Origin of the sequence: Sphingomonas sp. 2R-10, assembly GCF_030062225.1 — a bacterium.
GTDB lineage: Bacteria > Pseudomonadota > Alphaproteobacteria > Sphingomonadales > Sphingomonadaceae > Sphingomonas.
In genome coordinates this window covers 1-24,938 of the sequence record NZ_JASCXF010000041.1, presented here as the reverse complement: position 1 = coordinate 24,938, position 24,938 = coordinate 1, and the positions used below count along the sequence as shown (strand labels likewise).

Here is a 24,938-nt window from a genome sequence, read left to right as displayed (position 1 = left end):
GTGAACCCGATCTTCTTCAGCTCCGCCGCAACCGGACGATGAAGAACCCGTCCAGCCCGCCCTTGTCCGCCAGCATCCCCGGCAGCGTCCGCACATAGCCGCGATCATGCACCGGCACCCCCGCGGGCAGTTCCTCCGCCGTCGCCGCCTCCACCGCATAGTCCGGTCGCGCGCCTAGGAACCGCTCCAACTGCGCCTCGCCCTCCGCCGGCTCCAGCGAACAGGTGGCATAGACCAGCCGCCCGCCGGGCTTCACCCAGTCGGCCGCACGCGCCAGCAGCCGCGCCTGCAACGCCGCCGTCTCGGCGATCACGCTCGGCCGCACGCGGTGCAGCACGTCGGGATGGCGGCGGAAGATGCCGGTCGCGCTGCACGGCGCGTCGAGCAGCACCGCATCGGCCGGCGCCTGCGGCTTCCACACCAGCGCATCGCCGGTGACGACGTTCGCCGACAGCCCGGTGCGCTCCATATTCTCGCGCAGCCGCAGCAACCGGCTGTCCGAATTGTCGAGCGCGGTCACGTCCCACCCGGCGGCGGCCAGTTGCAGCGTCTTGCCCCCCGGCGCCGCGCACAGGTCGATCGCGCTGCCCGGCCCCCGGCCCAGCAGCCGCGCGGGAATCGACGCTGCCAGATCCTGGACCCACCAGTTGCCGTCGGCATAGCCCGGCAGGTCGGCGATCGCGCCGTTTTCGTGCAGCCGCCGATGGCGCGGCGCCAGCGTCTCGCCGTCCGGCCCGTCCTCGCCCTTCATCGACAGGTCGACCGGCGGCTGTTGCGCGATCGCCTGCGCCGCCGCGATCACCATGTCCTCGCCCCATGCCGCGACCCAGCGCGCATCGGTATCGGCGGGCAGCGTCGCCGCATCGGGCAGTCGCGCGTTGCTGCGCGACAATGTCCCGAACACGCCGTGCACCAGCTTGCGCGGCCCCCCGTCGACCAGCGGCAGCGCGGTGGCGATCGCGGCGTGCGGCGGGGTGTTGAGCACCAGCGCCTGCGCCAGCGCGATGCGCAGCACGAACCGCGCCTTGGCATCGTCGGGCAGCGGGCGCTGCGTCGCGCCGTCGATCATCGCGTCCAGATCGGGCAACCGCCGCAGCACCGCGGCGGCGATGGCATGGGCCAACCCGCGATCCTCGCGCCGGTCGAGCTCGGCGGTCGCGCTCGCCAGCGCCGCCTCCAGCGGCAGCCCGCGCCGCAGCACGGCGTCGAGCAGTTTCAGCGCGGCCCGCCGCGCGGGCACGCCGGGCGCTTCGGGGGCAAGGCGGGGACGCGCCATCATCGGGCTCCGATACACAAAGGGGGGTGGTTCACTTGAATCCTGTCGCTGGTCCGCCAAGTGCAATGACGTGAACCGGAAAGGAACCCCTATGGGCAAGCGTCCCCCGCATGTGAAGCCACCAGCGCATCTCTCCAAGTCGCCGCCGGTGCCTGCCCCCGAGCCCTTGCCCGTGAAATCCGACGCCGACGACCCGCTGGGCCTCAGCCCGACGCGCTACGGCGACTGGACGCACAAGGGGATCGCGGTCGATTTCTGAGCGGGGCGGGTCCGTCCGCCCGTCCCCGTTTTTCCGTGTCGGGCATGACGTTTCAGGGAAATGCGATCAGCCCCAGGAAAGTGAGGCCCACAGGAGCCCGTTACCGTTATCGGTTGGTCAATTGCCCGCTGTGGGTTCGATGTCGGGAACAACAAGACGCCCTGTAGTTTGCCTTTGGTGATGATTGTCGAGCCCGATATGTGGCGAGCTTTGGAATACCAACCTGCCATAGGAACGGCACTTTCAGAGCGACGAAGAAGGCATAAAGTGTATGGTTCAGGTCAAGATCGCCGTCGCCCTTGTGCTAGCTGGGCTGGCTGGGCCGACGTTCGCGCAGGACTTGCCGGTGTTCGACTGGAATGGCTCGCTCGACCATGCCCGAACCACCGGCCGTATGGTCAGACCGGCTCAGCAACGGGACCATCGCGATCCCAGAGCAAAACCTAACAATACACGTGATTCCGCATCTCCTGCGCGCACCCGACAGACATGCCTAAACGCAAGGAACATGGCCGCTAGTGGTGATACGAACCCCAAGTTGCTCCACCTGCTCAAACTGTGTCGTCGCGCGGGGCATTGAGAACAGGCTTCCCGGAATTTGATCCTAATCGGGAAAGATGCACTTCCGTCCGCTCCATCCTCCGCATGTCGCCCTCCCCAACCTACAACCCTGTCAGTAATTCCATTGCGCCCATGGAACGAACTGTCGTTTCCCGACTTGTCGCCCTATGGCTCGGCTTTCGCGTACATGGCGGTTCATCCTTGGCGGCATCGTCGGCCTCCTGCTCCTCATCCTGTTGATCCTCGCGGCCTTTCCCTGGGGTGTCTTGCGCGATCGGGTGAGCGTCAAGCTGGCCGAGCGTTTCAAGGCCGACGTGTCGATCGGCACGATCGAACGGGTCGAGCCGCTGTCCTTCTCGCCGACGCTGATCGTCCGCGACCTGACGATCGCGCAGCCGGCATGGGCGGGGAAGGGCGACCTCGTCCATCTCGACCGCATCGACTTCCGGTTTCGGGTGCTGCCGCTGCTGCGGGGCAAGTTCGATCTGACCGCGCTCGCCATCGATGGCGGGCGGGTGGCGATGGTGCGCAGCCGGGACGGCCGCAAGAACTGGGCACCCGACCGCCGCGGGGACAAGGGCTCGGCATCGGCGATCACCAGCCTGACGATCCGGAACCTCGTGATCGACTATCGCGACGCGGTGCAGAACCGCCGCTTCGCCGTCACCGTCGCGTCCGACGAACGCGGGTTTCGCGCAGGCGGCAACGGCGCGATCGACGATCGCCCGGTGACGGTGGCGCTCGCCGGCCCGGCGATCCGGAACGACGACGCATGGCCGTTCACCGCGCGTGTCGCCGGCCCGACGATCACCGTCGATGCGAAGGGGCTGATGGCCTCGCCGCTCGATACCAGGCGGATGACCGTCGACCTGACGGCGCGCGCCAACGACCTGAAAACGCTCGATGCACTGATCGAGGCGGGGCTGTTCGGGACCCAGCCGGTCAACCTCACCGCGCGGGTGCGCCACGACGATCCGGCCTGGGTGGTCGAGAAGCTGTCGGGCACGATCGGCCGCTCGCGGCTGGTGGCGGCCAACGCGACCGTGACCCGGGACGACGGCCGCACCGGCATCGACGGGCGGCTGCATTTCGCGTCGCTGTCGTTCGACGACCTCGCCACCGACGAAGGCCGCGCCCGCGCCGCCGCACTCGAACGGCGCATCGGCCCGCGCGTCGTGCCCGGCACGCGCATCAACCTCGCCAAGATGGCCGATCTCGACGGCAAGCTCGCGATTCGCGTCGACCGGCTGCTCGACATGCCCGGCCTGCGCAGTCTCGATACCGTGCTGGCGATCGACCATAGCCGGCTGACCGTCGCGCCGATCACGGTGCGGCTGGCGCAGGGGCGGATCACCGGGCAGGTGGTCGTCGACCAGCGCGATCGAACGACGCCGCTCGCGCGCTTCGACCTGAAGCTCGTAGACTCGCGCATTTCGACCTTTGCCGGCGGCGCGCCGGTCGATGCGCCGCTGCGCGCGCGGGTGAAGCTGACCGGCAGCGGCGACACGATCCGCGACGCGGTCGGCCGGTCCAGCGGCACCATCGGCTTCGCGGCGGCGGGCGGGACGCTGCCGGCGAAGATGGCGTCGTTCCTCGGCGCCGACGTCGCGCGCGGGCTGTTGACCGACGACGATGCGCAGGCGCGGCTGCGCTGCCTCGGGCTGCGGCTGAACGTCGCGGGCGGGCTGGGGCGGATCGACCCGCTGCTGATCGACACGTCGCGCGCGCAGACTCGGGGGCAGGGGGTCGTGCGCCTGTCCGACGAGACGCTGTCGATCGCGCTGACCGGCACGCCGAAGCAGCGCACGCTGCTCCATCTCGACCGGCCGGTACGGATCACCGGCCGGCTGCAGGCACCGGAAATACAAATCCCGCCGGGGATCAAGAGCGCGGGCGGCATCCTGCGCATGATCGGCCGCGCGATCGGCGGCGACGATCGCCCGCTCGCGGGCAATGCCGATTGCGGCGCGCTGGTGGGGCGGGTGCTGGGATAACGCTTTCCTACACCTCGCGGCGGCGCCATGATCGTCGACGCGCGACCTGCGCCCGCTCTTTGACAGTCGCTGCGAACGCCGCCGGTGTGACGTGTCGCCGATTGGCGCACGAGTGTGACTTTCGTGACCTTTGGCGGTCAGGGGCGGGCGGGCGCGCCATGTTCGGCGACCATCCGCTCGCCGTCGATCACGATCGGTCCGGCCAGTCCGGGCAGCCCGTCGGGGCGGATCGCCATGCCGCGCGCCACCACCTGCGGGTCGGCGAATACCTCGTCCAGCGCGTTGATCGGGCCGGCGGGGATGCCCGCCGCCTCCAGCGCCTCGTACAGATCGGCCTTGCGCCAGCCGGCGACGGCCGCCTGCACCGCGGGGATCATCTGGCGGCGATGGACCACCCGCGCCGGATTGGTCGCGAAGCGCGCGTCCGTGTGCAGGTCGAGGCCGAGGAATCCGCACAGCCGTGCGAACTGTCCGTCATTGCCGACCGCGATGACGAGCGCCCCGTCGGCGGTCTCGAACGTCTGATACGGGGTCAGGTTGGGGTGGCCGTTGCCCATCCGCGTCGGCACGGTCCCGCTCGCCAGCCAGTTCAGCGCCTGGTTGCCGAGTACCGCGACCTGCGTGTCGAGCAGCGCCATGTCGATCTGCGCGCCCTCGCCGGTCAGGTCGCGTCGGCGCAGCGCGGCGAGTATCGCGACCGCCGAATAGACCCCGGTGAACAGGTCGGCATAGGCGACCCCGGCCTTTTGCGGCGCGCCGTCGGGCTCGCCGGTCAGCGACATGGCCCCGCCCATCGCCTGGATGATGAAGTCGTAGCCGGCGCGATGCGCATAGGGACCGGTCTGGCCGAAGCCGGTGATCGAACAGGTGATGAGCCCCGGCCGCACCGCCGACAGCGCGCCGTGGTCGAGGCCGTATTTCGCGAGGCCGCCGACCTTGTAGTTCTCGATCACCACATCGGCCTGTGTCACCAGCGCGCGGACCTCTGCCTGCCCCTCGGCACACGCGATATCGATCGCCACCGATCGCTTGCCGCGGTTGGTGGCGTGGAAATAGGCCGCGTCGCGGTTCGAACCGTCCGGGGCGGTGACGAAGGGCGGTCCCCAGTGGCGCGTGTCGTCGCCCGTGCCCGGCCGCTCGACCTTTACCACCTCCGCGCCCAGATCGGCGAGCAACTGTCCGCACCATGGCCCGGCGAGGATGCGCGCCAGTTCGACCACGCGGACGCCGGCCAGCGGCTTCACCGCCGGCGCAGTTCGTAGAGGATGCGCGGCACGATCTGCCCGCCGCGCTCGACCATCGCCTCGGGCAGTTCGGTCGCGCCCAGCGCCTCGATCGCCGCCCGCGACCGGTGGTTGTCGATCCCCGCGCTGAACCGCACCGCCGCGACCTCAGCCAACGCATGGTCGATCATCAGCCGCTTCAATTCGCGATTATAGCCCCGCCGCCAATGGCTGCGCGCAAGGAAGGTCCAGCCGATCTCCACCGCATCGGACCCGGCGGGGACATAGCGTGTCGCCCCGATCACCGTGCCGTCGCCCGCGTCGCGGATCGTCAGCATGCCGCCGGTCGCCATCCCGTCGTCGAAGAACGCGCGGAACACCTCCGGCCGCCACCGGTCGTGCGCGGGATGCTGGTCCCAGATCGCCGGGTCCGATGCGACCGCATACAGCGCGGCGTAATCGTCGGGCACGCTCGGCGATACCCGGACCAGATCGCCGACCAGCTCCGGCTGGCGGTGCATCAGAACGCGGCGATCCCGGTGATCGCCCGCCCCTGGATCAGCCCATGGACGTCGTGCGTCCCCTCGTACGTGTTGACCGTCTCGAGGTTGATGGCATGGCGCATCACGTGGAACTCGGCGGCGATGCCGTTGCCGCCATGCATGTCGCGCGCGACGCGGGCGATGGCCAGCGCCTTGCCGCAATTGTTGCGCTTGATGATGCTGATCGCTTCCGGCGCCAGCAGCCCGTCGTCGAACATCCGCCCGGCCCGCAGCGCCGCCTGCAGCCCCAGCGCGATCTCGGTCTGCATATCGGCCAGTTTCAGCTGTACCAGCTGCTTCGACGCCAGCGGCACGCCGAACTGCTTGCGGTCGAGCGTATATTGCCGCGCGGCGTGCATGCAGAACTCCGCCGCGCCCATCGTGCCCCATGCGATGCCGTAGCGCGCCCGGTTGAGGCAGCCGAACGGCCCCTTGAGCCCCTCGACATGCGGCAGCAGCGCGTCCTCGCCGACCTCCACGCCCTCCATCACGATCTCGCCGGTGATCGACGCGCGCAGCGACAGCTTGCCTTCGATCTTCGGCGCCGACAGTCCGGCCATGCCCTTTTCCAGCACGAAGCCGCGGATCTTGCCGTCATGCGCGTCGGACTTCGCCCACACCACGAACACGTCGGCGATCGGCGAATTGGTGATCCACATCTTGGCGCCGCTGATGCGGTATCCGCCATCGATCCTTTCGGCCCGCGTCCGCATGCCCGCCGGGTCCGACCCGGCATCGGGTTCGGTCAGCCCGAAACACCCGACCCATTCGCCGCTGGCCAGCCTCGGCAGATACTTCGCCTTCTGCGCGTCCGATCCATAGGCGTTGATCGGATGCATCACGAGGCTCGACTGCACGCTCATCGCGCTGCGATAGCCCGAATCGACCGCCTCCACCTCGCGCGCGACCAGGCCGTATGCGACATAGCCCATGCCCGCGCCGCCGAACCGGGGATCGATCGTCACGCCCAACAGGCCCAGCGACCCCATCTCGACCATGATCTCGCGCGCGAAATCCTCGTCGAGGAAGGCGCGGGTGACGCGCGGCAACAGCTTCCCGCGGGCATAGCCATGCGCCACGTCGCGGACCATCCGTTCCTCGTCGGTCAGCTGCGCGTCGAGGGCGAAGGGGTCTTGCCAGTCGAACCGGCCCATATCGGCCATGATGATGTCCTTACAGCGTCTGGCCGACCGGATCGGTGTCGGCCGGGGAATCCGGTTGGGCGGGGGCGGGCTGCACGATCACCGGCGGGGCGATCGGCGCCGGGCGCGGGGTGGTGAGCGCCACCGATTCGAGGTCGACCAGCGCCTTGCGGGCATCGACATAGCGCCTGGCGGCGGCGGTCCAGCCGGCGGCGCTGGCGGCACCGGGCATCCGCTCGATCTCTGCCATCGCCAGCTCGACCTGTCCGGTGTCCAGCCGGCGGCGTGCGCGATCGAGACGGTCGACCGGGCGGCTGCTGGGCGTCGTCCCCTGGCGCAGCACGATCAACTGGCCGAACTCGCGGCGTACCGATTGCCACCAGCCCTCGTTCGACGTGCCCGCCACCAGCGGCGTCGCCACCGCGTCCAGCGCGCTGCGCAGGTCGTCAAGCGTCACGGGCGCCTGCGCGCTGGCGACCAGCGTCCGCACCGCATCGGGCCGGCTGCCGCCAAACCGGTCGCGCAGCTGCTGTTCGAGGTAGTCGAGCGGCCGTCCCCGGTCGAGCGCGCGGCGCGTGGCGACGATCACCATCATGTCTTCCGCGCGGGTGGCATAGCCCGCCGCGTTGCGCGCGCTGCTGTCCAGCCCGACGATCCGTGTCTCCAGATCGGCGATCCGTGCGGCCAGCGCCGCCTCGCGCGCCGACAGGATGGGGAGCGCGGTGACCTGCGTCGGCGGGGCGGCGGCGGTGGCGAGCGGCGTCGGCAGCGCACCCGGCACGCTCGCGACCTGCTGCGCGGTCCAGCCCAGCCGTGGCGCAATGTAGCGCAGCACCATCAGCGTGGCGCCGATCCCGATCGCGAAGGCGATGAGTGCGATCGCCAGCCAGCCTCCGCTGCCCCGCCGCCGCGGGCTGTGGATCGTCGGGAAGGGCGGATCTTCGCTGGTCATGCCGCCTTATCCCCGCGCCCGTCCGCCGGGTCAATCGTGGGCGAGCCGCTCCGCCAGCGCCGCCGCCGCCGCGACGACCCCGCCATCGTCCGGCCGCCCGGCAATGGCTATCGCGCGCCACCCGTCGCCCAGCGCGGCCGCGACCGCCGGGGCGATCGCAGCCGCCGCGATGGCGCGGCGATCGGCGACCAGTTCCGCCAGCCGCAGCGCCGCGCGTCGCGAATGGACCAGCGCGACCGATCCGGCGAGCATGGCCGGGTCGACATCCGCCATCGCCTCGCTTGCATAGACCGCACGCACCGCCGACAGCACCGGATGCCGCCCGACCGCCCGGTCGCGCGCGGTCAGCAGCAGCGCGCGGCGCACCCCCGCCTGCGCCGCCGCGTCGAGCAGCGCCTGCCCGTCGGCATCGCCGGTCGCCACGACCCGCAGCCCCGCCGCCCGCGCCGCCGCCGCCGTCGCCGCGCCCACCGCATGTACCGGCAGGGCCGCATAGCTGCTCAGGGCCGCCCCGGCCTGTCGCACCGCATTGGCACTGGTCAGGATCAGCGCGTCGTGCGCCCCCGCCGTCGGCGCTCCCCATGGCAGCTGCACGATGCGGAACAGCGGCAGGCGGATCGCCCGCCGGCCGATCGCCTCGATCGCCTGCGCCGTGGCGGCATTGCCCGGTTCGGGACGCAGCACCGCCAGCGGCAGGCTCACCGTGCGAACAGCCGCGCCACGCTGTCGGGGGCGCGCGCCAGCATCGTCTCGGCCAGCGCGCGCGGCAGGTCGATGTCGTCGATCGCTCCGCTGCTGCCGTCCGATATCTGCGCGCTGCCGTCCTGTGCCAGCAACTGTGCGCGCAGCGTCAGCACGTCGCCCTCGATCGTTGCCAGCGCGCCCACCGGCGAATGGCAATCGGCCCCCAGCGCCGCCAGGAACCCGCGTTCGGCGCGCACCGCCTGATGCGTGGGCAAATGGTCGACCGCGCGGACGAACGCGAGCGCGGCATCGTCCTCGGCGCGCACCTCGATCCCGACCGCACCCTGTGACGGAGCGGGCAGCATCGTGTCGGTATCGATCGCGGTGCCGACATCGTGCCGCCCCAGCCGGGCCAGTCCGGCGGCGGCGAGCAGCGTCGCATCGACCTCCCCCGCCGCCAACTTCGCCAGCCGCGTGTCGACATTGCCGCGAAACAGCACGATCCGGGCATCGGGGCGGTGGCTCAATATCTGTGCCGCCCGCCTCGGACTGCTGGTGCCGACGACGCCGTTCGCCCGCAGGTCGGCCAGCGCCGCGATCCCGACCAGCCGGTCGCGCACGTCGGCGCGCGGCAACATCGCTGCGATCCGGATTTCGGTCGGGCGGATCGTCTCGACATCCTTCATCGAATGGACCGCCGCGTCGATATCCCCGCAGCACAGCGCGCGGTCGAGTTCCTTGGTCCACAGCGCCTTGCCGCCGATCTCGGCCAGCGCGCGGTCCTGTACCCGGTCGCCGGTGGTGCGGATCGTCACGATCTCGATCCCGGCCGGGTCGATCCGGTGCGCCAGCGCCAGCGCATCGCGCGTGGCATGCGCCTGCACCAGCGCCAGCGGCGATCCGCGCGTGCCTAGTTTGAACGTCATCGCTGCTCGCTACGCATCGGGCGCGATCGGGGCAAGGTGAACCAACCTTTCTTACCCGCCCCAATCCGCGCTAAAGCCGACGCAATGGCCAACCCCCTCATCCTCGGTATCGAATCCAGTTGCGACGAAACCGCCGTCGCGCTCGTCCGCGGCGACCGCACGATCCTGTCGCACCGCCTCGCCGGACAGGAAGCCGCGCACGCCCCTTATGGCGGGGTCGTCCCCGAAATCGCTGCGCGCGCCCATGTCGAGATCCTGCCCTCGCTGGTCGAGGGCGCGCTGGCCGATGCCGGTGTCGCCCTCAGCCAGGTCGATGCGATCGCCGCCACCGCCGGGCCGGGGCTGATCGGTGGCGTCATGGTCGGACTGGTCACCGCCAAGGCGCTGGCGCTGGCGGCCGGCAAGCCGCTGGTCGCGGTCAATCATCTGGAGGGGCATGCCCTTTCGCCACGGCTGACCGACCCCGACCTCGCCTATCCCTATCTGCTGCTGCTGGTATCGGGCGGCCATTGCCAGTTGCTGCGCGTCGACGGCGTCGGGCAATATCGTCGGCTGGGCACCACGATCGACGATGCGGCGGGCGAGGCGTTCGACAAGACCGCGAAGGTGCTCGGCCTCGGCTATCCCGGTGGCCCGCGGGTCGAGGCGGCGGCACTGGACGGCGATGCGACCGCCGTTCCGCTGCCACGGCCATTGCTCGGCACGCCCGACCCGCATTTCTCGTTCGCCGGGCTGAAAAGCGCGGTGCTGCGTGCGCACGATGCCGGCATCCACTCGACCGCGGACATCGCCGCATCGTTCCAGCAGGCGGTGGTCGACTGCCTGCTGGATCGCACCCGCCTCGCGCTGGCGCTGGCCGGGCCGGTCAGCGCGCTCGTGGTCGCGGGCGGGGTCGCCGCCAATCGCGCGGTGCGCGGTGCGCTGGAAGGGTTGGCGGCTGCCAATGGCCTGCGCTTCGTCGCGCCGCCGCTCTGGCTGTGTACCGACAATGCGGCGATGATCGCATGGGCCGGGGCGGAGCGGTTCATGGCCGGGCACAGCGATCCACTGGACGTGGCAGCGCGCCCGCGCTGGCCGCTCGATCCGTCGGCGCAGAAGGTGCGCGGGGCAGGAGTGAAGGCATGAAGATCGGGGTCATCGGCGGCGGGGCATGGGGCACCGCGCTGGCACAGGTCGCAGCGCGCGGTGGCGACGTCACCCTGTGGGTGCGCGAGGACGAAGTGGCGCAGGCGATCAACGCCACCCACACCAACCCGATCTTCTTGCCCGGCGTCACCCTGTCCAGCGCGATCCATGCGACGACCGACGTCGCCGCGCTGGACGATGTCGGGGCGCTGCTGGTCGTCGCGCCGGCACAGCATGTCCGCAGCGTCCTGTCGGCGATCGACGTCGGCACCCGCGCGCTGGTGTTGTGCGCGAAGGGGATCGAGGCGGGGACGCGGATGCTGGTGGGCGAGGTCGCCCGTGCGGTCCATCCCCAGGCGCCGGTCGCGGTCCTGTCCGGTCCGACCTTCGCGCACGAGGTCGCGGCGGGCAAGCCGACGGCGGTTACCCTTGCCTGCGCCGATGCGGCCTTGCGCGACCGGCTGGCCGAGCGGCTCGCCGCGCCGGCCTTCCGCCCTTACGCCAGCGACGACGTCATCGGCGCGGAGATCGGCGGCGCGGTGAAGAACGTCCTCGCCATCGCCTGCGGCGTGGTCGAGGGCGCGGGGCTCGGGCAGAATGCGCGCGCCTCGGTGATCGCGCGCGGTTTTGCCGAAATGACCCGCTTCGGCCTGGCACGTGGCGCCCGCGTGGAAACGCTGGCCGGGCTGTCGGGGTTGGGCGATCTGGTGCTGACCTGCTCCTCGACCGCGTCGCGCAACTATTCGCTGGGCGTGGGACTGGGGCAGGGGCGCGCCGCCGCCGGACTGCTGTCCGATCGCCGCACGGTCGCGGAAGGGGCGTTCACCGCACCGGTGCTGTGCGAGGCGGCGGCGCAGGCCGGGGTCGACATGCCGGTCACCGCCGCGGTCGGCGCGCTGCTGGCCGGAACGCCGGTCGGCGAGGTGATCGATACGCTGCTCAGCCGTCCGCTGCGCCCCGAAGGGCTATAGCCGCGCGATCAGTGCCTGTGCACCGGCAGGCGCCCGCACCTTCGCCCCGTTGATGAAGAAGACGAAGGTTTCACGGGGAGTCCTTGCCGGCGGAGAGGCGTCGACATAGGGAAGCCCCTCCGGCGCCCCGCCGCTTGCCCACGTCCGCGCGGCGGTCGCCCAGCGATCGAGCGCGGCGTCGTCATAACCGGTCGCGATGTCCTCCTGCGCATTTTCCAGGCGCGCATAGGCGAAGTCGCCGGTCACGTCGGCGATCGCGGGATAATCGGCCGAATCGGCATGGACGATCGCCACCCCCGCCTTGCGCGCCATCGCCACGAATTCGGGCACGGCGAAGCTGTCGTGGCGCACCTGCACGGCGTGGCGCAGCGTCACGCCGGCATGGACACCCGGCAGCAGCGCGAGGAACGCGGCGAAGTCGTCGACGTCGAACTTCTTCGTCGCCATGAACTGCCACAGGATCGGGCCGAGCTTGTCGCCCAGCTCGGTGATGCCCGAACCGACGAACTTCGCGATCGATTCCTCCGCCTCGGCCAGCACCTTGCGGTTGGTGCAATATCGCGACGCCTTGACCGCGAAGACGAAGCCGTCGGGCGCGGTCGCCGCCCAGTTGGCGAAGCTCGCCGGCTTCTGCGTGCCGTGATAGGTCGCGTTGATCTCGATCGCGGTCACGGCGCGCGAGGCGAATTCCAGCTCGCGCTTCTGCGCCAGCTTCTTGGGATAGAAGGTGCCGCGCCACGGCGGAAAGCTCCAGCCGCCGATGCCGATGCGAATGGGAGCCTGTGTCATCGGCGGATCGTGGCGCGCGCTGGCGCGGCTGACAAGCGATTCAGCGCGCCGCCATCCGGTACCCGCCGCCGGTCACGTCGGTCGACGCCACCAGCACCTGCGGATCGACCGCCAGCTTCGGCACCTGTCCCGCCTGCCACGCCGCCAGCTCGACGCGATACCGGTCGTATGCGCGGTAGAAATCGACGAACGGCTGGTCGAGCGAGGCGATGCCCGGTGCGGCGAACGCATCGATCCCGTCCGCAGGCATGTCGGCGACCTGCGCCAGCATCGGCAGCGCGGTGGCGCAGAACCGGTCGCGCACCGGCGGCTGGGCGAAATAGTTGTAGACCCGCGTCATCGCGTCGTCGAACCGGTCCTGCCAGTCGCCACCGCCGCGGCGGTATTCGGCCTCCAGCGCCTTGTGCGCGGCGGCGAAGCGCCTGGCATGGATCTTCAGCAACCGGTTATACTGCGCGACCCCGGTCGGGTCGGCGACGTCGCACTGGAGCGCGGCGACGTTCAGCGCCGATCGCAAATGCCACACCGCGGCATCCGCCGAGAGCGCATGGTTCGGCGTCGCATAGTTGCCGTCGGACAGAATGGCGGGAATGGTGAGGTTGACGGCTGCGCCCAGCGGCGGTCTGGGCTTCGGCGCAGGTGCCGCAGCGACCGGTACCGGGGGCGGCGTGACCACCGCGACCTCTGGCGTCTTGCGCGCGCAGCCATGGAGCAGCGCGGCACCACAGGCAGCGAGCAGGAGCAGGCGTGTACGCATCGAACCGATTCCCGTCTTGTCCCCCGACAGTCGGAAATATCGGCGTCAAAGCCTTCACAATGGTTAACGCGGCGTCAGCGTTTGAGCAGGAACACCGCATGCTCGGCCCGGAAATTCGCCGCCGCCGCGGTCGTCCGCTTGCCCCCCGACAGGAACCAAGCATCGACCACGGTAATGCCCTGTTTCGCGACATAAGCGCGAAAATCGTCGATCGTCAGGTGGTGGATGTTCGGCGTCTCATACCATTCGAGCGGCAACAGCGTCGTCACCGGCATCCGCCCGCCCCACAACAGCGACGCGCGCACCCGCCAGTGCGCGAAATTGGGAAAGGACACGAACGCCTGCGCGCCGATGCGCAGCAGATGGTCGAGCACGACATGCGGCCGCATCGCGGTCTGCAGCGTCTGGCTGAGGATCGCATAGTCGAAGCTGGCGTCGGGATAGTCGGCGAGGTCGCGGTCGGCATCCCCCTGCATGACCGACAGACCGCGGGCCATCGCATCGGCGACATTGCCGGGATCGATCTCCAGCCCGCGTGCGTCGACGCGGCGTTCGTCGCGCAGCGCCACCATCAACTGACCGTCGCCGCAGCCGACGTCGAGCACCCGGCTGCCGCGTGCGACATGTGCGGCGATGATGGCGAGGTCGGGACGCAGGCTCATGCCCGTCCCTCCAGGAAGCCGCGCATGATCCGGTCGAGTTCCGGCGAATCGAGCAGGAACGCATCGTGCCCGAACGGCGACGACAGTTCGACGAAGCTGGCCGGCGCCCCGGCGGCGTTCAGCGCATGGACGATATTGCGCGACTCGGCGGTCGGATACAGCCAGTCGGTGTCGAAACTGACCACGCAGAACCGCGCCTTCGTCGCGCGGAATGCATTGGCCAGCACTCCGCCATGCTCCTCGGCCAGATCGAAATAATCGAGCGCGCGAGTGATGTAGAGGTACGAGTTCGCGTCGAACCGGTCGGTGAACGCCAGGCCCTGATGCCGCAGATAGCTTTCGATCTGGAAATCGGCGTCGAAGCCGAACGTCTTGGCACCCGCCTGTCCATTGGCCCGCACCTGCAGCTTGCGGCCGAACTTGGCAGTCAGCCCCGCTTCGGACAGATAGGTGATGTGCGCCGCCATCCGCGCCACCGACAACCCGGCGGCGGGCGGCGATCCGTCGGCGTAATAGTCGCCGCCGCGCCAGTTGGGATCGGCCATGATCGCCTGGCGGCCGACCTCGTGGAACGCGATGTTCTGCGCCGAATGGCGCGCGGTAGATGCGATCACCACCACCGCTTCAACCCGCTCGGGCAGCGTCGCCGCCCATGACAGCGCCTGCATCCCGCCCATCGACCCGCCGACCACCGCGCGAAGGCGGTCGATGCCGAGATGGTCGAGCAGCATCCCCTGCGCACGCACCATGTCGCGGATGGTCAGCACCGGAAAACGCATCGCATACGGACTGCCGGTCGCCGGATCGACGCTCGCCGGGCCCGACGAACCCATGCAACTGCCCAGCACGTTCGAACAGATGACGAAATGCCGGTTCAGATCGATCGGCTTGCCCGGCCCGATCATCCGCGACCACCATCCCGGCTTGCCGGTGCGCGGGTGGGTAGAGGCGACATGCTGGTCGCCGGTCAGCGCGTGGCAGATCAGGACCGCATTGTCGCGCGCCGGCGACAGCGTGCCATAGGTTTCGTAGGCGATGTCGATCGCGGGCAAGGTCGCGCCGCCATCCAGCGCGAGCGGAGTGGCGAGCGTCGCGCGGCGATCGGGACCGAAACGGGAATCCATCGGCGTGCGGTAAATGCGTGGCGCGGCGGGTTCAAGGGTCGGGGACCCATCGTCATTCCCGCGCAGGCGGGAATCCATGTCTGCTGACGTTCCTGCCGGAGGCGCAGCCGCTGCGGCTATGCAACACCGCCTGCGCGGGGATGCCGATAAAGGGGCGGTTCCCATAGATACACTCCAGCCCCGAACCTTGCGTTACGCGGCGGCATTTGCCAGTGCCCGTGCCCATGACCGCACCTGTTCCCAAGCCCTGGATCCTCGACATCGCCCCCTATGTCCCCGGCCGGTCGAAGACCGACGACGGGCGGCAGGTGGCGAAACTGTCGTCGAACGAGAATCCGCTCGGCACCTCGCCCCACGCCCGTGCCGCCTTCGCCGCAGCCGACCGCAGCCTTGAACGCTATCCCGATGCCGCCGCCGCCGACCTGCGCGTGGCGATCGGGCAGGCACATGGGCTGGACCCGGCGCGGATCATCTATGGCACCGGATCGGACGAGGTGCTGCACCTTGCCGCCGGCGCCTATGCCGGGCCGGGCGACGAGGTGATCTTCGTCCGCTATGGCTTTGCGGTGTACGAGATCGCGACGCGGCGGGTCGGCGCGACCCCGGTGATCGCGCCGGACAAGGACCATGCGACCGACGTCGACGCGATCCTCGCCTGCGTGACCGACCGCACCCGCGTCGTATTCGTCGCCAACCCGAACAATCCGACCGGTACCTTCGCACCGCGTGCCGAGATCGCCCGGCTGCATGCCGCGTTGCCGTCGGACGTGTTGCTGGTGCTGGATCAGGCCTATGCCGAGTATCTCGAACCGGCCGAGGACGATCACGGGCTCGAACTGGCGAAGTCGCGGCCCAACGTGCTGGTGACGCGGACCTTTTCGAAGATCCACGGCCTTGCCGCCGAGCGGATCGGCTGGGGCTATGGTTCGGCGGAAGCGATCGATGCGATGCACCGCATCCGCGCGCCGTTCAACGTGACCACCGCCGGGCAGCAGGCGGCGATCGCCGCGATCCGCGACAAGGGTTTCGTCGAGGCGAGCCGTGCGCACAACCGCCAGTGGCGGACGTGGTTCGAAGGCGAGATCGCTGCGCTGGGCAATGCCGGCCTGCGCGCCGTGCCGTCGAAGGCGAATTTCGTGCTGGTGCTGTTCGAAGGGCCGGTCGCCGCCGGCGACGCCTATCAGGCGTTGATGGACAAGGGCTTCATCGTCCGCTGGCTGCCCGGGCAGAACCTCGCCAACGGTCTGCGCATCTCGATCGGGACCGAGGCGGAGGTGCGCGGCGTGGCAGCGGCGCTGCGCGAGATCGTGGGCGGCTGATGCTGCCGTTCGCACGGGTCGCCATCATCGGGCTGGGGCTGATCGGATCGTCGATCGCGCGCGCGGTGCGTGCCGACATGCCGACGGTGCGCCTGACCGGCCATGACGCGTCGGCCGGGGTGCGCGAGCAGGTGCGCGCGCTCGGGCTGGTCGACGACTGCGCCGATCATGCCGGCGCGGCGGTGATCGATGCCGATCTCGTCATATTGTGCGTGCCGGTCGGGTCGATCGGTGCGGTCGCCGCCGAAATCGCCGCCGACCTGCCCGTGGGGGTGGTCGTCAGCGATGTCGGGTCGAGCAAGGCGGGCATCGCCGCTGCGCTGGCCGACGTGCTGCCGGGCGTGGCGGTGGTGCCCGCGCATCCCGTGGCGGGGACCGAGCGCAGCGGGCCGGACGCGGGCTTCGCCACGCTGTTCAAGGGCCGTTGGTGCATCCTGACCCCTGCCGCCGATGCCGATCCGATGGCGGTCGAACGCGTCGCCGAGTTCTGGCGGCGGCTAGGCGCCGATATCGATACGATGGACGCGCAGCACCACGACCTCGTGCTGGCGGTGACCAGCCATCTGCCGCACCTGATCGCCTATACCATCGTCGGTACCGCGTCCGATCTGGAGACGGTGACGCAGAGCGAGGTCATCAAATATTCGGCGGGCGGGTTCCGCGACTTCACCCGCATCGCCGCGTCCGATCCGACGATGTGGCGCGACGTGTTCCTCGCGAACAAGGATGCGGTGCTGGCGATGCTCCAGCGCTTTTCAGAGGACCTGTCGGCGCTGCAACGCGCGATCCGCTGGGACAAGGGCGAAGAGCTGTTCGACCTGTTCACCCGGACGCGCGCGATCCGGCGGTCGATCGTCGAACAGGGACAGGACGACGCGCGCGAGGATTTCGGGCGGGATCACGGGTAGAGCTTTCTTCCCCTACCTGCCAAGAGCGTCACCCCAGCGCAGGCTGGGGTCTCCTCGTGACGGGCGATCCGCCAACCAAAGGGAAGACCCCAGCCTGCGCTGGGGTGACGGTTTCGGATTCAGCGCCCGCCGTTACTTCGCCGCTACCACTGGTAGCCATACCGCACTCGGGCTGCTGCCGCCGCGCTCGATCGTCACCGTCGCCTTCCTGTACGCGTCCTTGGGTGCGGTAAAGATGTTCGGGACATAGGTCTGCGGATTGCGGTCGTAGAGCGGGAACAGCGACGACTGGACCTGTACCATGATGCGGTGCCCCGGCTGGAACACATGGTTCACCGTCGGCAGGCGGAAGCGGTAACGCTGCGTCTTGTTCGCCGGGATTGCCGAGGGTTTGGCGAAGTCATTGCGATAGCGGCCCCGGAAGATGTCGAGGCTGATCGGCAGCTGGTATCCGCCCATCGCCGGCTGGCCCGGCACGACGTCGGGATAGACGTCGATCACCTTCACCACGAAGTCGCCGTCGGTGCCGGTCGTCCTGGCAAAGATATCGGCGATCGGCGCACCGGCGACCTTGACCGGCTGGGTCAGCACCGGCGTCTGATAGGTCATGACGTCGCCGCGACCGTCGACGTGGCGCTGGTCGCTGACCAGCCACGCCTTCCACCGGCCGTCGTCGAAATTGACCGGGCGCGAGAGGTGCGGGACCGGCTTGGCGGGATCGGAGACATAGCTGTCGCCGCCCGCCCTTGCCGCGGTGAAGCCGAGATCGCCGTCGGCGCCGAGATAGATGGGTTTGAGCGGCGCGGCGCAGCCCTTCTCGCACGCGAGCGGCCATTGCGACAGTTCGTCCCAGTGGTTCTCGCCGGTGTTGTAGACCAGCGCCTGCGGCGGAGTGAAGGCCGGGCGGCCGTCGCGCAGATACTGGTCGAAGAACGGGAAGAGATAGTTCTGGCGCCATTGCAGCGCGGTGTCGCCGTTGAACTTCAGGTCGCCGAGCGTCGAGCCGTCATAGTTCGCGCCGCTGTGACGCCACGGACCCATGACGAGGAAGTTGTTGCCGCCCTTGCCCTTGGCCTTCAACGCTTCCCAAGCGGTGATCGCGCCGTACATGTCCTCCTGATCCCACAGGCCCTGTTCCCACATCGTCGGGACGTTCGAGGGATTGGCGGCGAGCAGCTTGTCGAGCGCCTGCCCCTGCCAATAGTCGTCGTAGGACGGATGGGCGACGAAGCGCTGCCAGAAGGGTAGCTGGGCATAGCCCGACGCCTTGGCCCAGTCGTTCGCCGAGCCGACGTTCCGGAACTGGTCGTAATCGTCATAGGTGGTCGAGGGCGGCGCGGCTCCCGGGCCCTTGTAGCCGGTCTGGCTGCCGATCCAGCCGATATTGGCCAGACGGAACGCACCGTAATGGAACCAGTCGTCGCCCATCCAGCCGTCGATCATCGGGCTTTCCGGTGCGGCGACCTTGAGCGCGGGGTGCGGGTTCAGCAGCGCCATGACGACGGTGAAGCCTTCGTACGACGACCCCAGCATGCCGACGCGGCCGTTGCTTTCGGGCAGATTCGCCTTGTTCACCAGCCAGTCGATCGTGTCGTAGGCGTCGGTGACGTGATCGACGTTGGTAGGATTGAGCGGCCCGCGCACCGGGCGGGTGACGACGTACTCGCCCTCCGACCCGTATTTGCCGCGAATGTCCTGGAACACGCGGATATAGCCGGCGCGGGTGAACACCTCGTCCCCTTCCGGAAGCGCGGCGACGTAGCTGGTGCTGTCCGAGCGGGCGACGCGGCCCGAGGCGTTATAGGGAGTGCGGGTCAGCAGGATCGGGGCGTTGGCCGCGCCCTTCGGGATCATGATGACCGTGTGCAGTTTCACCCCGTCGCGCATCGGGACCATCACTTCGCGCTTCACATAGTCGTATTTGTCGGTGGGGGGCACGAAATTCGCCGGGATGTCGCCCTTCGGCGGCCAAATGTCGGGGCCGGGCGTCGTCTGTGCGGTGAGGGTCGAGGTGCCGAGCGCGAGGGTGCAGGCGAGGAGAAGCGGACGGATACGCATGAGGGACGGCTCCACGGATGGGACGATGTTACATCGTTCGACCGCGCGGGCGGGAAGTCAATACGAACCGTTTCGAAGGTTACGAAGTTGGCGCATACCAGCCACGAACGACCAGCGGCGCCCCCTCCGTTCGAAGGGGACGCCGCCGCCGAAGTTGGCACGGATCGCGCGTTCAGGCGCCCTGCGGTGCCGGCGATCCGAAGGGGCCGCGCGGACGGCGGGTCTTGGGGATCGAGGTGCCGCCGGCCGCCAGCGGCGTGGACGGCGTTCCCTCGTCGCGGCCGATATCCTCGCCCGCGATCAGCCGCTTGATCTCGTCGCCCGACAGGGTTTCGAATTCGAGCAGGGCCCCCGCCAGCGTGTGCAGCTGATCGACATGGTCGGTCAGCACCTGCCGTGCGCGATCGAGGCCACCTTCGACGATGCGCTTGATCTCGCTGTCGATCAGCTCGGCGGTCTTGTTCGACATGCGGGCCGGGGCCGACGACGAATAGCCGAGGAAGCTTTCGCCCTGCGGTTCGCCATATTCGACCGGGCCGACCGCGTCGGACATGCCCCAGCGGGTGACCATGTCGCGGGCGAGCGACGTCGCCTGCTGGATGTCGCCCGACGCGCCCGACGACACCTTGTCATAGCCGAAGATGATTTCCTCGGCGATGCGGCCGCCCATCGCGACCGACAGGTTCGCGTACATCTTGTCGCGGTGATAGCTGTACGAATCCCGTTCCGGCAGGCGCATCACCATGCCCAGCGCACGACCGCGCGGGATGATCGTCGCCTTGTGGATCGGGTCCGACGCCGGTTCGTGGAGCGAGACGATGGCATGGCCGGCCTCGTGATAGGCAGTCATCCGCTTTTCATCGTCGGTCATCACCATCGAGCGCCGTTCGGCACCCATCATGACCTTGTCCTTGGCCTCCTCGAACTCCTGGTTCGCAACGAGACGCTTGCCCTTGCGCGCCGCCGTCAGCGCCGCTTCGTTGACGAGGTTGGCAAGGTCAGCACCCGAGAAGCCCGGCGTGCCGCGCGCGATGACGCGCGGATCGACGTCGGGCGCCAGCGGCACCTTTTTCATGTGGACCTGCAGGATCTTGATCCGGCCCTCGATATCCGGGCGCGGGACCACGACCTGCCGGTCGAAACGGCCCGGACGCAGCAGCGCGGGATCGAGCACGTCGGGGCGGTTTGTCGCCGCGACGATGATGATGCCCTCGTTCGCCTCGAACCCGTCCATCTCGACCAGCAACTGGTTCAGCGTCTGCTCGCGCTCGTCATTGCCATTGCCGAGGCCGGCACCGCGATGGCGGCCGACCGCGTCGATTTCGTCGATGAAGACGATGCAGGGGGCCGACTTCTTCGCCTGTTCGAACATGTCGCGCACGCGGCTGGCACCGACGCCGACGAACATTTCGACGAAGTCCGAACCCGAGATGGTGAAGAACGGCACGCCCGCTTCCCCCGCGATCGCGCGGGCGAGCAGCGTCTTGCCGGTACCGGGCGAACCGACCAGCAGCGCACCCTTCGGAATCTTGCCGCCCAGCCGCGCGAACTTGGTCGGGTCCTTCAGGAAGTCGACGATCTCGGTCAGCTCCGCCCGTGCCTCGTCGATGCCGGCAACATCGTCGAACGTGACCTTGCCCTCCTTCTGCGTCAACATCCGCGCACGCGACTTGCCGAAGCCCATCGCGCCGCCACCGCCGCCGCCCTTCTGCATCTGGCGCAGGACGAAGAAGGCGATGCCAAGGAACAGCAGGAACGGCAGCGACTGGACGAGGATCGCCATCCAGATGTTCGGCCCTTCCTCCGGACGCGCATTCATGACGACGCTCTTCTGGCGCAGCCGTTCGATCAGGTTCGGATCGTCCAGCGCGTTGGTGCGGAACTTGTCGTCGTTGGTGTAGGTGCCGGTGATCGTGCTCTTCGCGATGCTGACGTCGCGGACCGACCCTTCGTCGACCTTGTTCAGGAAGGTCGAATAGGGGATCACCTGCCCTTGGGTCTGGGTCGACGGGCCGTTGAACAGCTGCACAAAGATCGCCAGCGACACGAGGATGCCGACCCAGATCAACAGGCTCTTCATCCACGGATTGCCGCCGTTGTTTTCGGGGCCGTTCTGCTTGTCGTTATCGTTCATGCGGACGTGCTACCTCTCAGTGCATCCAAGATAGGCTTGCCCGGGTTAATGGCAATGGAACAACGTCGATCAGCATGATCGGCGCGGCGGAGCGGGCCGGAAATGCCAGATTCCGCGGATTGCCGAGGTGAGGACGCCGGCCCGGGTGGCTGTTCTGCCCGAATCGAGCGCGGTCAGCAGCGATTCGATATTGGCGGCATCGGACCATTGGCCTTCGGTGATGCCGCCGTCGAGACGGACGGCGGTGATCGCGCAGCGGGCGAGTCGGCGGCGCAGTTCGCGGGGCAGGTCGGTCATGTCGAGGCGGCATGTGCCAACTTCGGCATCGCGGCGGCGGGTGCGCCAGAGCCAGTCGACGGTTTCGGTGAGTGTCGCGTCGACGTCGCGGCAGTGCGCAGCGCTGGCGGCGAGCGCGACCGGGTCGAGGTCGCCGTCGGCCAGCAGCGCGCGGGCGGCGGTGCGGTCGTGGCGCGGGTCGGTGTTCGACGGGTCGTCGATGAAGGGCAGGTCGGCGGCGAGGGCGCGCAGGTCGCTGCGGCGCCACGTCAGGAGCGGGCGGACGATGGGGAGGCGTGGTCTGTGCCCCTGCTGGTCACCCCGGCGCAGGCCGGGGTCTTGCTGTTGTCTGGCGTCGCGTTCCACCGTGGGAGACCCCGGCCTGCGCTGGGGTGACGTGTGGGGCGGGCGGGAAATGAAGGCTTGGTGCCATCGCTCCGGATCAAATGCCCAATACGGGCGGATGCCGGCCAGCCCCGCCGGACCGGAGGCGCGGGCGGCGCGCATCAGGAAGGTTTCGGCCTGATCGTCGGCATGGTGCGCGGTGGCGAGCGCCGATGCGCGGGCGGTCAGCGCCCAGTCGGCGAGGAGCGCGTAGCGGGCATGGCGTGCCTGTGCCTGAAGGCTGGCGCCGGCGGGGGGCTTTGCGGGCTGGAGCGTGGCGTGGGGGATGGCGTGGGCCGCGCACCAGCCCGCGACCATCGCGGCTTCGTGCGCCGAGGCGGTGCGCAGGCGGTGGTCGACTGTGGCGGCGATCACGCTGCCGGGGAAGGCGGTGGCGGCGAGCGCCAGCAGCGCCATCGAGTCGGGGCCGCCGGAGACCGCGATCGCGAGCGGGCGGTCGGGTGCGGGGGCGGTGGCGAGCGCCGTCAGGTCGGTGGCGAAGCGGGTGGTGGCTTCGGGTGGTGGGGTCATCGGTGCGTGGCCGTATGCGTTGCAACAGCGAGGTGGCGGGCCCTGCTGCGCGTTGGACCTGTCCGGTTCATGCTACCCCGCCTCATGCGATCCGTCGGAACGGTACCGCTCGACCTATGCCATCCCCATCCGTTTGCTTCGAGCGGAGGTTCGAGCTTGTCGAGAACCGAAGTCGAGAAGGGGTTGCCCCAAACTGCGGCGTTCTCGACGGACGCGTCTCGACTTCGCTCGAAGCTGCTCGAACCGAACGGAGGGGAAGCGACATCCAAATCCGTTCGTCCCGAGTAGCTGCCGAGCTTGTCGATACAGGTCTTCGACTGTGCTCAGCCCTTGCTCAGCACGAACGGGGGGAACCCTACGCCGCGCATTTCGCGGCGCTGCGCCCCTTCGCGACGTCCGCCTTCATCCCCGCCGATATCTTTTCGCCATAGACGTCGGTCAGCTCGCCATAGACGTCGCAGGCTTCCTTGGTCTTCTTCAACTTGACCAGCGCGTCCGCCAGATAGAACAGGCTGTCGGCAGCGCGTTCGCCTTCGGGCATGTTCTTGTAGTTGTCGTAGAATTCGCGGCTGGCGAGGCTGGGTTTGCCGTCGTCGAGATAGGACCGCCCGATCAGATTCTGGGCATAGCTGGCGCGGCGGTGCTTCGGGTATTTCGCCACGACCGGACGCAGCGCGGCGATGGCTTCGGGATAGAGCTTCGCGCTCCACAGGCGGAAGCCGTAGAGATAGCCGTCCTCCGCCGCGTCGCCCGAATTCGCCCGTTCGATCGCGGCGATGCGCGCGGCGCGGGCGGGATCGGCGGCTGCGGCGGGGGCGGTGACAGCGGGCGGACGCACCGTGCCACCGCCCAGCGTGCCGCCGCCATTGCCGGGGCCGCGGGCCGGGGGCGGGGTGTCGGTCGAGGTATCGCCGGCCGCCGCGACCGCGCCGGGGGTGGCGGGCGCGATCGGCGGGGCGCCCGTGCTTTCGACGGCCTTGATCCGGGTGTCGGTCGCCACCTTGTACGCCTCGAACGCCGATTCGAGCTGGCGCAGCTTGTATTGCGCCTGTTCGAGTTGGCCGGTCAGCGCCTGCTGCTGCGATTCGAGCGCGTCGACGCGCGAGGTCAGCGTGGCGAGCGGGCCGCTCGACGGGCTGCCGGGGATTTCGGTCGGCTGGGTCGGCGCGGTGATCTGCGGTTCGACCTGGTTAGGCGCGCCGCCGGGGAAGACCTTGCGCTGCACCGCGCGCATCTCGCGCTCCAGCTTGTTCACGCGCGGCTCGATCTGGGTCGTGGTCTGGGCCGCGGCCGGCAGGGCGGCGAGCAGAGCGAGGAGCGGCAGGGCTTTGAAACGACGCATGAAAACTCCCCCCGGAGCATGGCGGTGAACGGACGTGGCGACCCTAGGTGACCGACCTGTCGCCATGCTTAACCGGCGGGTGTCGGCGTGGGCGAGGCGGCGCCACGCGCGCGCAGCGCCTCCGCGCTGATGCCGACGGTCACCGCACGTTCGGCGGTGCCGAGCGGCGGCACGTTCGATCCGTTGACGGTGACGGTAATCAGGTCGGGGCGGCCGGTGCGGATCTGCGGGTTCTTCGCGGTCATCGGTACGTCGTAGCGCTCGTTCGCCGCCATTTCCTTGTTCACCAGCGTGCCGGTGTCGTCGAAGATGCGGACCCATGCCGGGCCGGTCGCGGTCAGCGTCACCTGCCCGCCGCCCGCGGGTACGGGCGCAGTCGCCGGCGCGCCGCCGCCCGCCGGGCCGGCGGCCGGGGTCGGCGAGGGCAGCATGCCGAGGTCGCCGGCAACGGTCGCGGCGGGTGCGGTCACCGCCTCGTCGCGGCGGAACAGCGACGTGCCGAAATACAGGCCGACGCCGAGCAGCAGCACGATCGCGACCGCGGCGGCGATCGCCACCAGCCCGCCCGAGGGGCCGCGGCGCATGTCGATCGGCTCGAGGTCCTGCAACGGTTCGGGCCGCTGGTAGTTGGCGGCGAGTTCGGCGCGCAGCGCGCGGGCGACCTCGGTCTCGTCGATGTTGACGGCGCGGGCATAGGCGCGGCCGAAGCCCATCGCATAGGTGATCGACGGCAGCGCCTGAAACTTGCCGTCCTCGACCGCTTCGAGGTGGCGCAGCGGGATGCGGGTGCGCTGCGCGATGTCGGACAGGGTCAGGCCCTGCGCCTCGCGTGCCGACCGCAGCATCATGCCCGCCGTCCGCGGCGTGCCCGTGGTGCTGTCGCCGTCCATCATTCGTACCCTTCCAAACCCGCTGTCCGCCCCCGGTCGACACGCGGTTTCGGCCAGCGGGCTGCGGCTGTCAACGCCGGAGGGCGGGGCCGAGGGGAAAGTACGGGGA

Annotated in this window: 22 protein-coding genes; 6 read left to right on the top strand and 16 right to left on the bottom strand. The window is 69.4% G+C overall.

Annotated elements, in window-relative coordinates:
• Positions 1 to 16: 16 nt before the first annotated feature.
• On the bottom strand, positions 17 to 1,276 hold the full coding sequence (locus QLH51_RS16365; RefSeq protein WP_125661178.1) for an RsmB/NOP family class I SAM-dependent RNA methyltransferase: 1,260 nt from the start codon (positions 1,274 to 1,276) through the stop codon (positions 17 to 19).
• Positions 1,277 to 1,367: 91 nt separating this feature from the next.
• Between QLH51_RS16365 and QLH51_RS16360 the strand changes: the two genes are divergently transcribed.
• Together QLH51_RS16360 and QLH51_RS16355 are read left to right on the top strand one after the other, a co-directional pair.
• Positions 1,368 to 1,535: a DUF1674 domain-containing protein gene (locus QLH51_RS16360; protein WP_125661181.1), complete on the top strand. Its 168-nt coding sequence runs from the start codon at positions 1,368 to 1,370 to the stop codon at positions 1,533 to 1,535.
• A 728-nt stretch (positions 1,536 to 2,263) separates the two neighbouring features.
• The gene (locus QLH51_RS16355; RefSeq protein WP_125661184.1) at positions 2,264 to 4,090 is read left to right on the top strand and encodes an AsmA family protein; all 1,827 of its coding nucleotides are present in this window, start codon (positions 2,264 to 2,266) and stop codon (positions 4,088 to 4,090) included.
• A 137-nt stretch (positions 4,091 to 4,227) separates the two neighbouring features.
• On the opposite strand, the gene QLH51_RS16350 is transcribed toward QLH51_RS16355, so the two are convergent.
• Genes QLH51_RS16350 through hemC form a run of 6 tightly spaced genes read right to left on the bottom strand, consistent with a single transcriptional unit; the run spans position 4,228 to position 9,559 of the window.
• A complete protein-coding gene (locus QLH51_RS16350) occupies positions 4,228 to 5,334 on the bottom strand; it encodes a CaiB/BaiF CoA transferase family protein (RefSeq protein WP_125661187.1) in 1,107 nt (368 codons plus the stop codon).
• Positions 5,331 to 5,834 carry a GNAT family N-acetyltransferase gene (locus tag QLH51_RS16345; protein WP_125661190.1) on the bottom strand — a complete coding sequence of 168 codons (504 nt, stop codon included), beginning with the start codon at positions 5,832 to 5,834 and terminating at the stop codon, positions 5,331 to 5,333. The genes QLH51_RS16350 and QLH51_RS16345 overlap by 4 nt, the downstream gene beginning before the upstream one ends.
• Positions 5,834 to 7,018, bottom strand: a complete 1,185-nt coding sequence (locus QLH51_RS16340; protein WP_206429237.1) for an acyl-CoA dehydrogenase — start codon at positions 7,016 to 7,018, stop codon at positions 5,834 to 5,836. The genes QLH51_RS16345 and QLH51_RS16340 overlap by 1 nt, the downstream gene beginning before the upstream one ends.
• A gap of 10 nt (positions 7,019 to 7,028) precedes the next feature.
• A complete protein-coding gene (locus QLH51_RS16335) occupies positions 7,029 to 7,949 on the bottom strand; it encodes a hypothetical protein (RefSeq protein WP_125661195.1) in 921 nt (306 codons plus the stop codon).
• A gap of 30 nt (positions 7,950 to 7,979) precedes the next feature.
• Entirely contained in the window at positions 7,980 to 8,651 is a 672-nt protein-coding gene (locus QLH51_RS16330) for a uroporphyrinogen-III synthase (protein ID WP_125661198.1), read from the bottom strand.
• Positions 8,648 to 9,559 carry a hydroxymethylbilane synthase gene (gene hemC / locus QLH51_RS16325; RefSeq protein ID WP_125661201.1) on the bottom strand — a complete coding sequence of 304 codons (912 nt, stop codon included), beginning with the start codon at positions 9,557 to 9,559 and terminating at the stop codon, positions 8,648 to 8,650. Before hemC ends, QLH51_RS16330 begins: the two co-directional genes overlap by 4 nt.
• Positions 9,560 to 9,643: 84 nt before the next feature.
• Between hemC and tsaD the strand changes: the two genes are divergently transcribed.
• Together tsaD and QLH51_RS16315 are read left to right on the top strand one after the other, a co-directional pair.
• Entirely contained in the window at positions 9,644 to 10,684 is a 1,041-nt protein-coding gene (tsaD, locus tag QLH51_RS16320) for a tRNA (adenosine(37)-N6)-threonylcarbamoyltransferase complex transferase subunit TsaD (RefSeq protein ID WP_125661204.1), read from the top strand.
• Positions 10,681 to 11,655: an NAD(P)H-dependent glycerol-3-phosphate dehydrogenase gene (locus QLH51_RS16315; protein ID WP_125661207.1), complete on the top strand. Its 975-nt coding sequence runs from the start codon at positions 10,681 to 10,683 to the stop codon at positions 11,653 to 11,655. The genes tsaD and QLH51_RS16315 overlap by 4 nt, the downstream gene beginning before the upstream one ends.
• Here the strand turns inward: QLH51_RS16315 and QLH51_RS16310 are convergent.
• The 4 genes from QLH51_RS16310 to metX all read right to left on the bottom strand — a co-directional run bounded on the left by QLH51_RS16310 (position 11,650) and on the right by metX (position 14,987).
• Positions 11,650 to 12,444, bottom strand: a complete 795-nt coding sequence (locus QLH51_RS16310; protein WP_125661210.1) for a DUF72 domain-containing protein — start codon at positions 12,442 to 12,444, stop codon at positions 11,650 to 11,652. The genes QLH51_RS16315 and QLH51_RS16310 overlap by 6 nt on opposite strands.
• Positions 12,445 to 12,484: 40 nt before the next feature.
• Positions 12,485 to 13,201 (bottom strand): hypothetical protein, encoded by a 717-nt coding sequence (locus QLH51_RS16305; protein ID WP_125661213.1) that lies wholly within the window; start codon positions 13,199 to 13,201, stop codon positions 12,485 to 12,487.
• A gap of 74 nt (positions 13,202 to 13,275) precedes the next feature.
• Positions 13,276 to 13,863: a methionine biosynthesis protein MetW gene (metW, locus tag QLH51_RS16300; RefSeq protein WP_125661216.1), complete on the bottom strand. Its 588-nt coding sequence runs from the start codon at positions 13,861 to 13,863 to the stop codon at positions 13,276 to 13,278.
• Positions 13,860 to 14,987: a homoserine O-acetyltransferase MetX gene (metX, locus tag QLH51_RS16295; RefSeq protein ID WP_125661219.1), complete on the bottom strand. Its 1,128-nt coding sequence runs from the start codon at positions 14,985 to 14,987 to the stop codon at positions 13,860 to 13,862. The genes metW and metX overlap by 4 nt, the downstream gene beginning before the upstream one ends.
• A 224-nt stretch (positions 14,988 to 15,211) precedes the next feature.
• Here metX and hisC point away from each other — a divergent pair, with 224 nt between their 5' ends.
• Together hisC and QLH51_RS16285 are read left to right on the top strand one after the other, a co-directional pair.
• Positions 15,212 to 16,306: a histidinol-phosphate transaminase gene (gene hisC / locus QLH51_RS16290; protein ID WP_125661221.1), complete on the top strand. Its 1,095-nt coding sequence runs from the start codon at positions 15,212 to 15,214 to the stop codon at positions 16,304 to 16,306.
• A complete protein-coding gene (locus QLH51_RS16285; RefSeq protein WP_125661224.1) occupies positions 16,306 to 17,214 on the top strand; it encodes a prephenate/arogenate dehydrogenase family protein in 909 nt (302 codons plus the stop codon). Before hisC ends, QLH51_RS16285 begins: the two co-directional genes overlap by 1 nt.
• 132 nt (positions 17,215 to 17,346) lie before the next feature.
• Here QLH51_RS16285 and QLH51_RS16280 read toward each other — a convergent pair whose 3' ends face one another.
• The 5 genes from QLH51_RS16280 to QLH51_RS16260 all read right to left on the bottom strand — a co-directional run bounded on the left by QLH51_RS16280 (position 17,347) and on the right by QLH51_RS16260 (position 24,829).
• Positions 17,347 to 19,272: a CocE/NonD family hydrolase gene (locus QLH51_RS16280; RefSeq protein ID WP_125661226.1), complete on the bottom strand. Its 1,926-nt coding sequence runs from the start codon at positions 19,270 to 19,272 to the stop codon at positions 17,347 to 17,349.
• Positions 19,273 to 19,444: 172 nt separating this feature from the next.
• Positions 19,445 to 21,406: an ATP-dependent zinc metalloprotease FtsH gene (gene ftsH, locus QLH51_RS16275; RefSeq protein WP_125661229.1), complete on the bottom strand. Its 1,962-nt coding sequence runs from the start codon at positions 21,404 to 21,406 to the stop codon at positions 19,445 to 19,447.
• Positions 21,407 to 21,475: 69 nt separating this feature from the next.
• Entirely contained in the window at positions 21,476 to 22,597 is a 1,122-nt protein-coding gene (gene tilS / locus QLH51_RS16270) for a tRNA lysidine(34) synthetase TilS (RefSeq protein WP_125661232.1), read from the bottom strand.
• A gap of 355 nt (positions 22,598 to 22,952) precedes the next feature.
• Positions 22,953 to 23,939: a tetratricopeptide repeat protein gene (locus tag QLH51_RS16265; RefSeq protein ID WP_125661235.1), complete on the bottom strand. Its 987-nt coding sequence runs from the start codon at positions 23,937 to 23,939 to the stop codon at positions 22,953 to 22,955.
• A 68-nt stretch (positions 23,940 to 24,007) separates the two neighbouring features.
• The gene (locus tag QLH51_RS16260; protein ID WP_283514642.1) at positions 24,008 to 24,829 is read right to left on the bottom strand and encodes a helix-turn-helix domain-containing protein; all 822 of its coding nucleotides are present in this window, start codon (positions 24,827 to 24,829) and stop codon (positions 24,008 to 24,010) included.
• Positions 24,830 to 24,938 lie beyond the last annotated feature (109 nt).

Coding starts and splice junctions, on each gene's coding strand:
- QLH51_RS16355 (WP_125661184.1), top strand. CDS start 2,264: ATGGCTCGGCTTTCGCGTACATGGCGGTTCATCCTTGGCGGCATCGTC.
- QLH51_RS16335 (WP_125661195.1), bottom strand. CDS start 7,949: ATGACCAGCGAAGATCCGCCCTTCCCGACGATCCACAGCCCGCGGCGG.
- QLH51_RS16345 (WP_125661190.1), bottom strand. CDS start 5,834: ATGCACCGCCAGCCGGAGCTGGTCGGCGATCTGGTCCGGGTATCGCCG.
- QLH51_RS16310 (WP_125661210.1), bottom strand. CDS start 12,444: ATGACACAGGCTCCCATTCGCATCGGCATCGGCGGCTGGAGCTTTCCG.
- QLH51_RS16260 (WP_283514642.1), bottom strand. CDS start 24,829: ATGGACGGCGACAGCACCACGGGCACGCCGCGGACGGCGGGCATGATG.
- metW (WP_125661216.1), bottom strand. CDS start 13,863: ATGAGCCTGCGTCCCGACCTCGCCATCATCGCCGCACATGTCGCACGC.
- QLH51_RS16360 (WP_125661181.1), top strand. CDS start 1,368: ATGGGCAAGCGTCCCCCGCATGTGAAGCCACCAGCGCATCTCTCCAAG.
- QLH51_RS16280 (WP_125661226.1), bottom strand. CDS start 19,272: ATGCGTATCCGTCCGCTTCTCCTCGCCTGCACCCTCGCGCTCGGCACC.
- QLH51_RS16265 (WP_125661235.1), bottom strand. CDS start 23,939: ATGCGTCGTTTCAAAGCCCTGCCGCTCCTCGCTCTGCTCGCCGCCCTG.
- ftsH (WP_125661229.1), bottom strand. CDS start 21,406: ATGAACGATAACGACAAGCAGAACGGCCCCGAAAACAACGGCGGCAAT.
- QLH51_RS16315 (WP_125661207.1), top strand. CDS start 10,681: ATGAAGATCGGGGTCATCGGCGGCGGGGCATGGGGCACCGCGCTGGCA.
- QLH51_RS16285 (WP_125661224.1), top strand. CDS start 16,306: ATGCTGCCGTTCGCACGGGTCGCCATCATCGGGCTGGGGCTGATCGGA.
- tsaD (WP_125661204.1), top strand. CDS start 9,644: ATGGCCAACCCCCTCATCCTCGGTATCGAATCCAGTTGCGACGAAACC.
- QLH51_RS16305 (WP_125661213.1), bottom strand. CDS start 13,201: ATGCGTACACGCCTGCTCCTGCTCGCTGCCTGTGGTGCCGCGCTGCTC.
- metX (WP_125661219.1), bottom strand. CDS start 14,987: ATGGATTCCCGTTTCGGTCCCGATCGCCGCGCGACGCTCGCCACTCCG.
- tilS (WP_125661232.1), bottom strand. CDS start 22,597: ATGACCCCACCACCCGAAGCCACCACCCGCTTCGCCACCGACCTGACG.
- QLH51_RS16365 (WP_125661178.1), bottom strand. CDS start 1,276: ATGGCGCGTCCCCGCCTTGCCCCCGAAGCGCCCGGCGTGCCCGCGCGG.
- QLH51_RS16340 (WP_206429237.1), bottom strand. CDS start 7,018: ATGGCCGATATGGGCCGGTTCGACTGGCAAGACCCCTTCGCCCTCGAC.
- hisC (WP_125661221.1), top strand. CDS start 15,212: ATGACCGCACCTGTTCCCAAGCCCTGGATCCTCGACATCGCCCCCTAT.
- hemC (WP_125661201.1), bottom strand. CDS start 9,559: ATGACGTTCAAACTAGGCACGCGCGGATCGCCGCTGGCGCTGGTGCAG.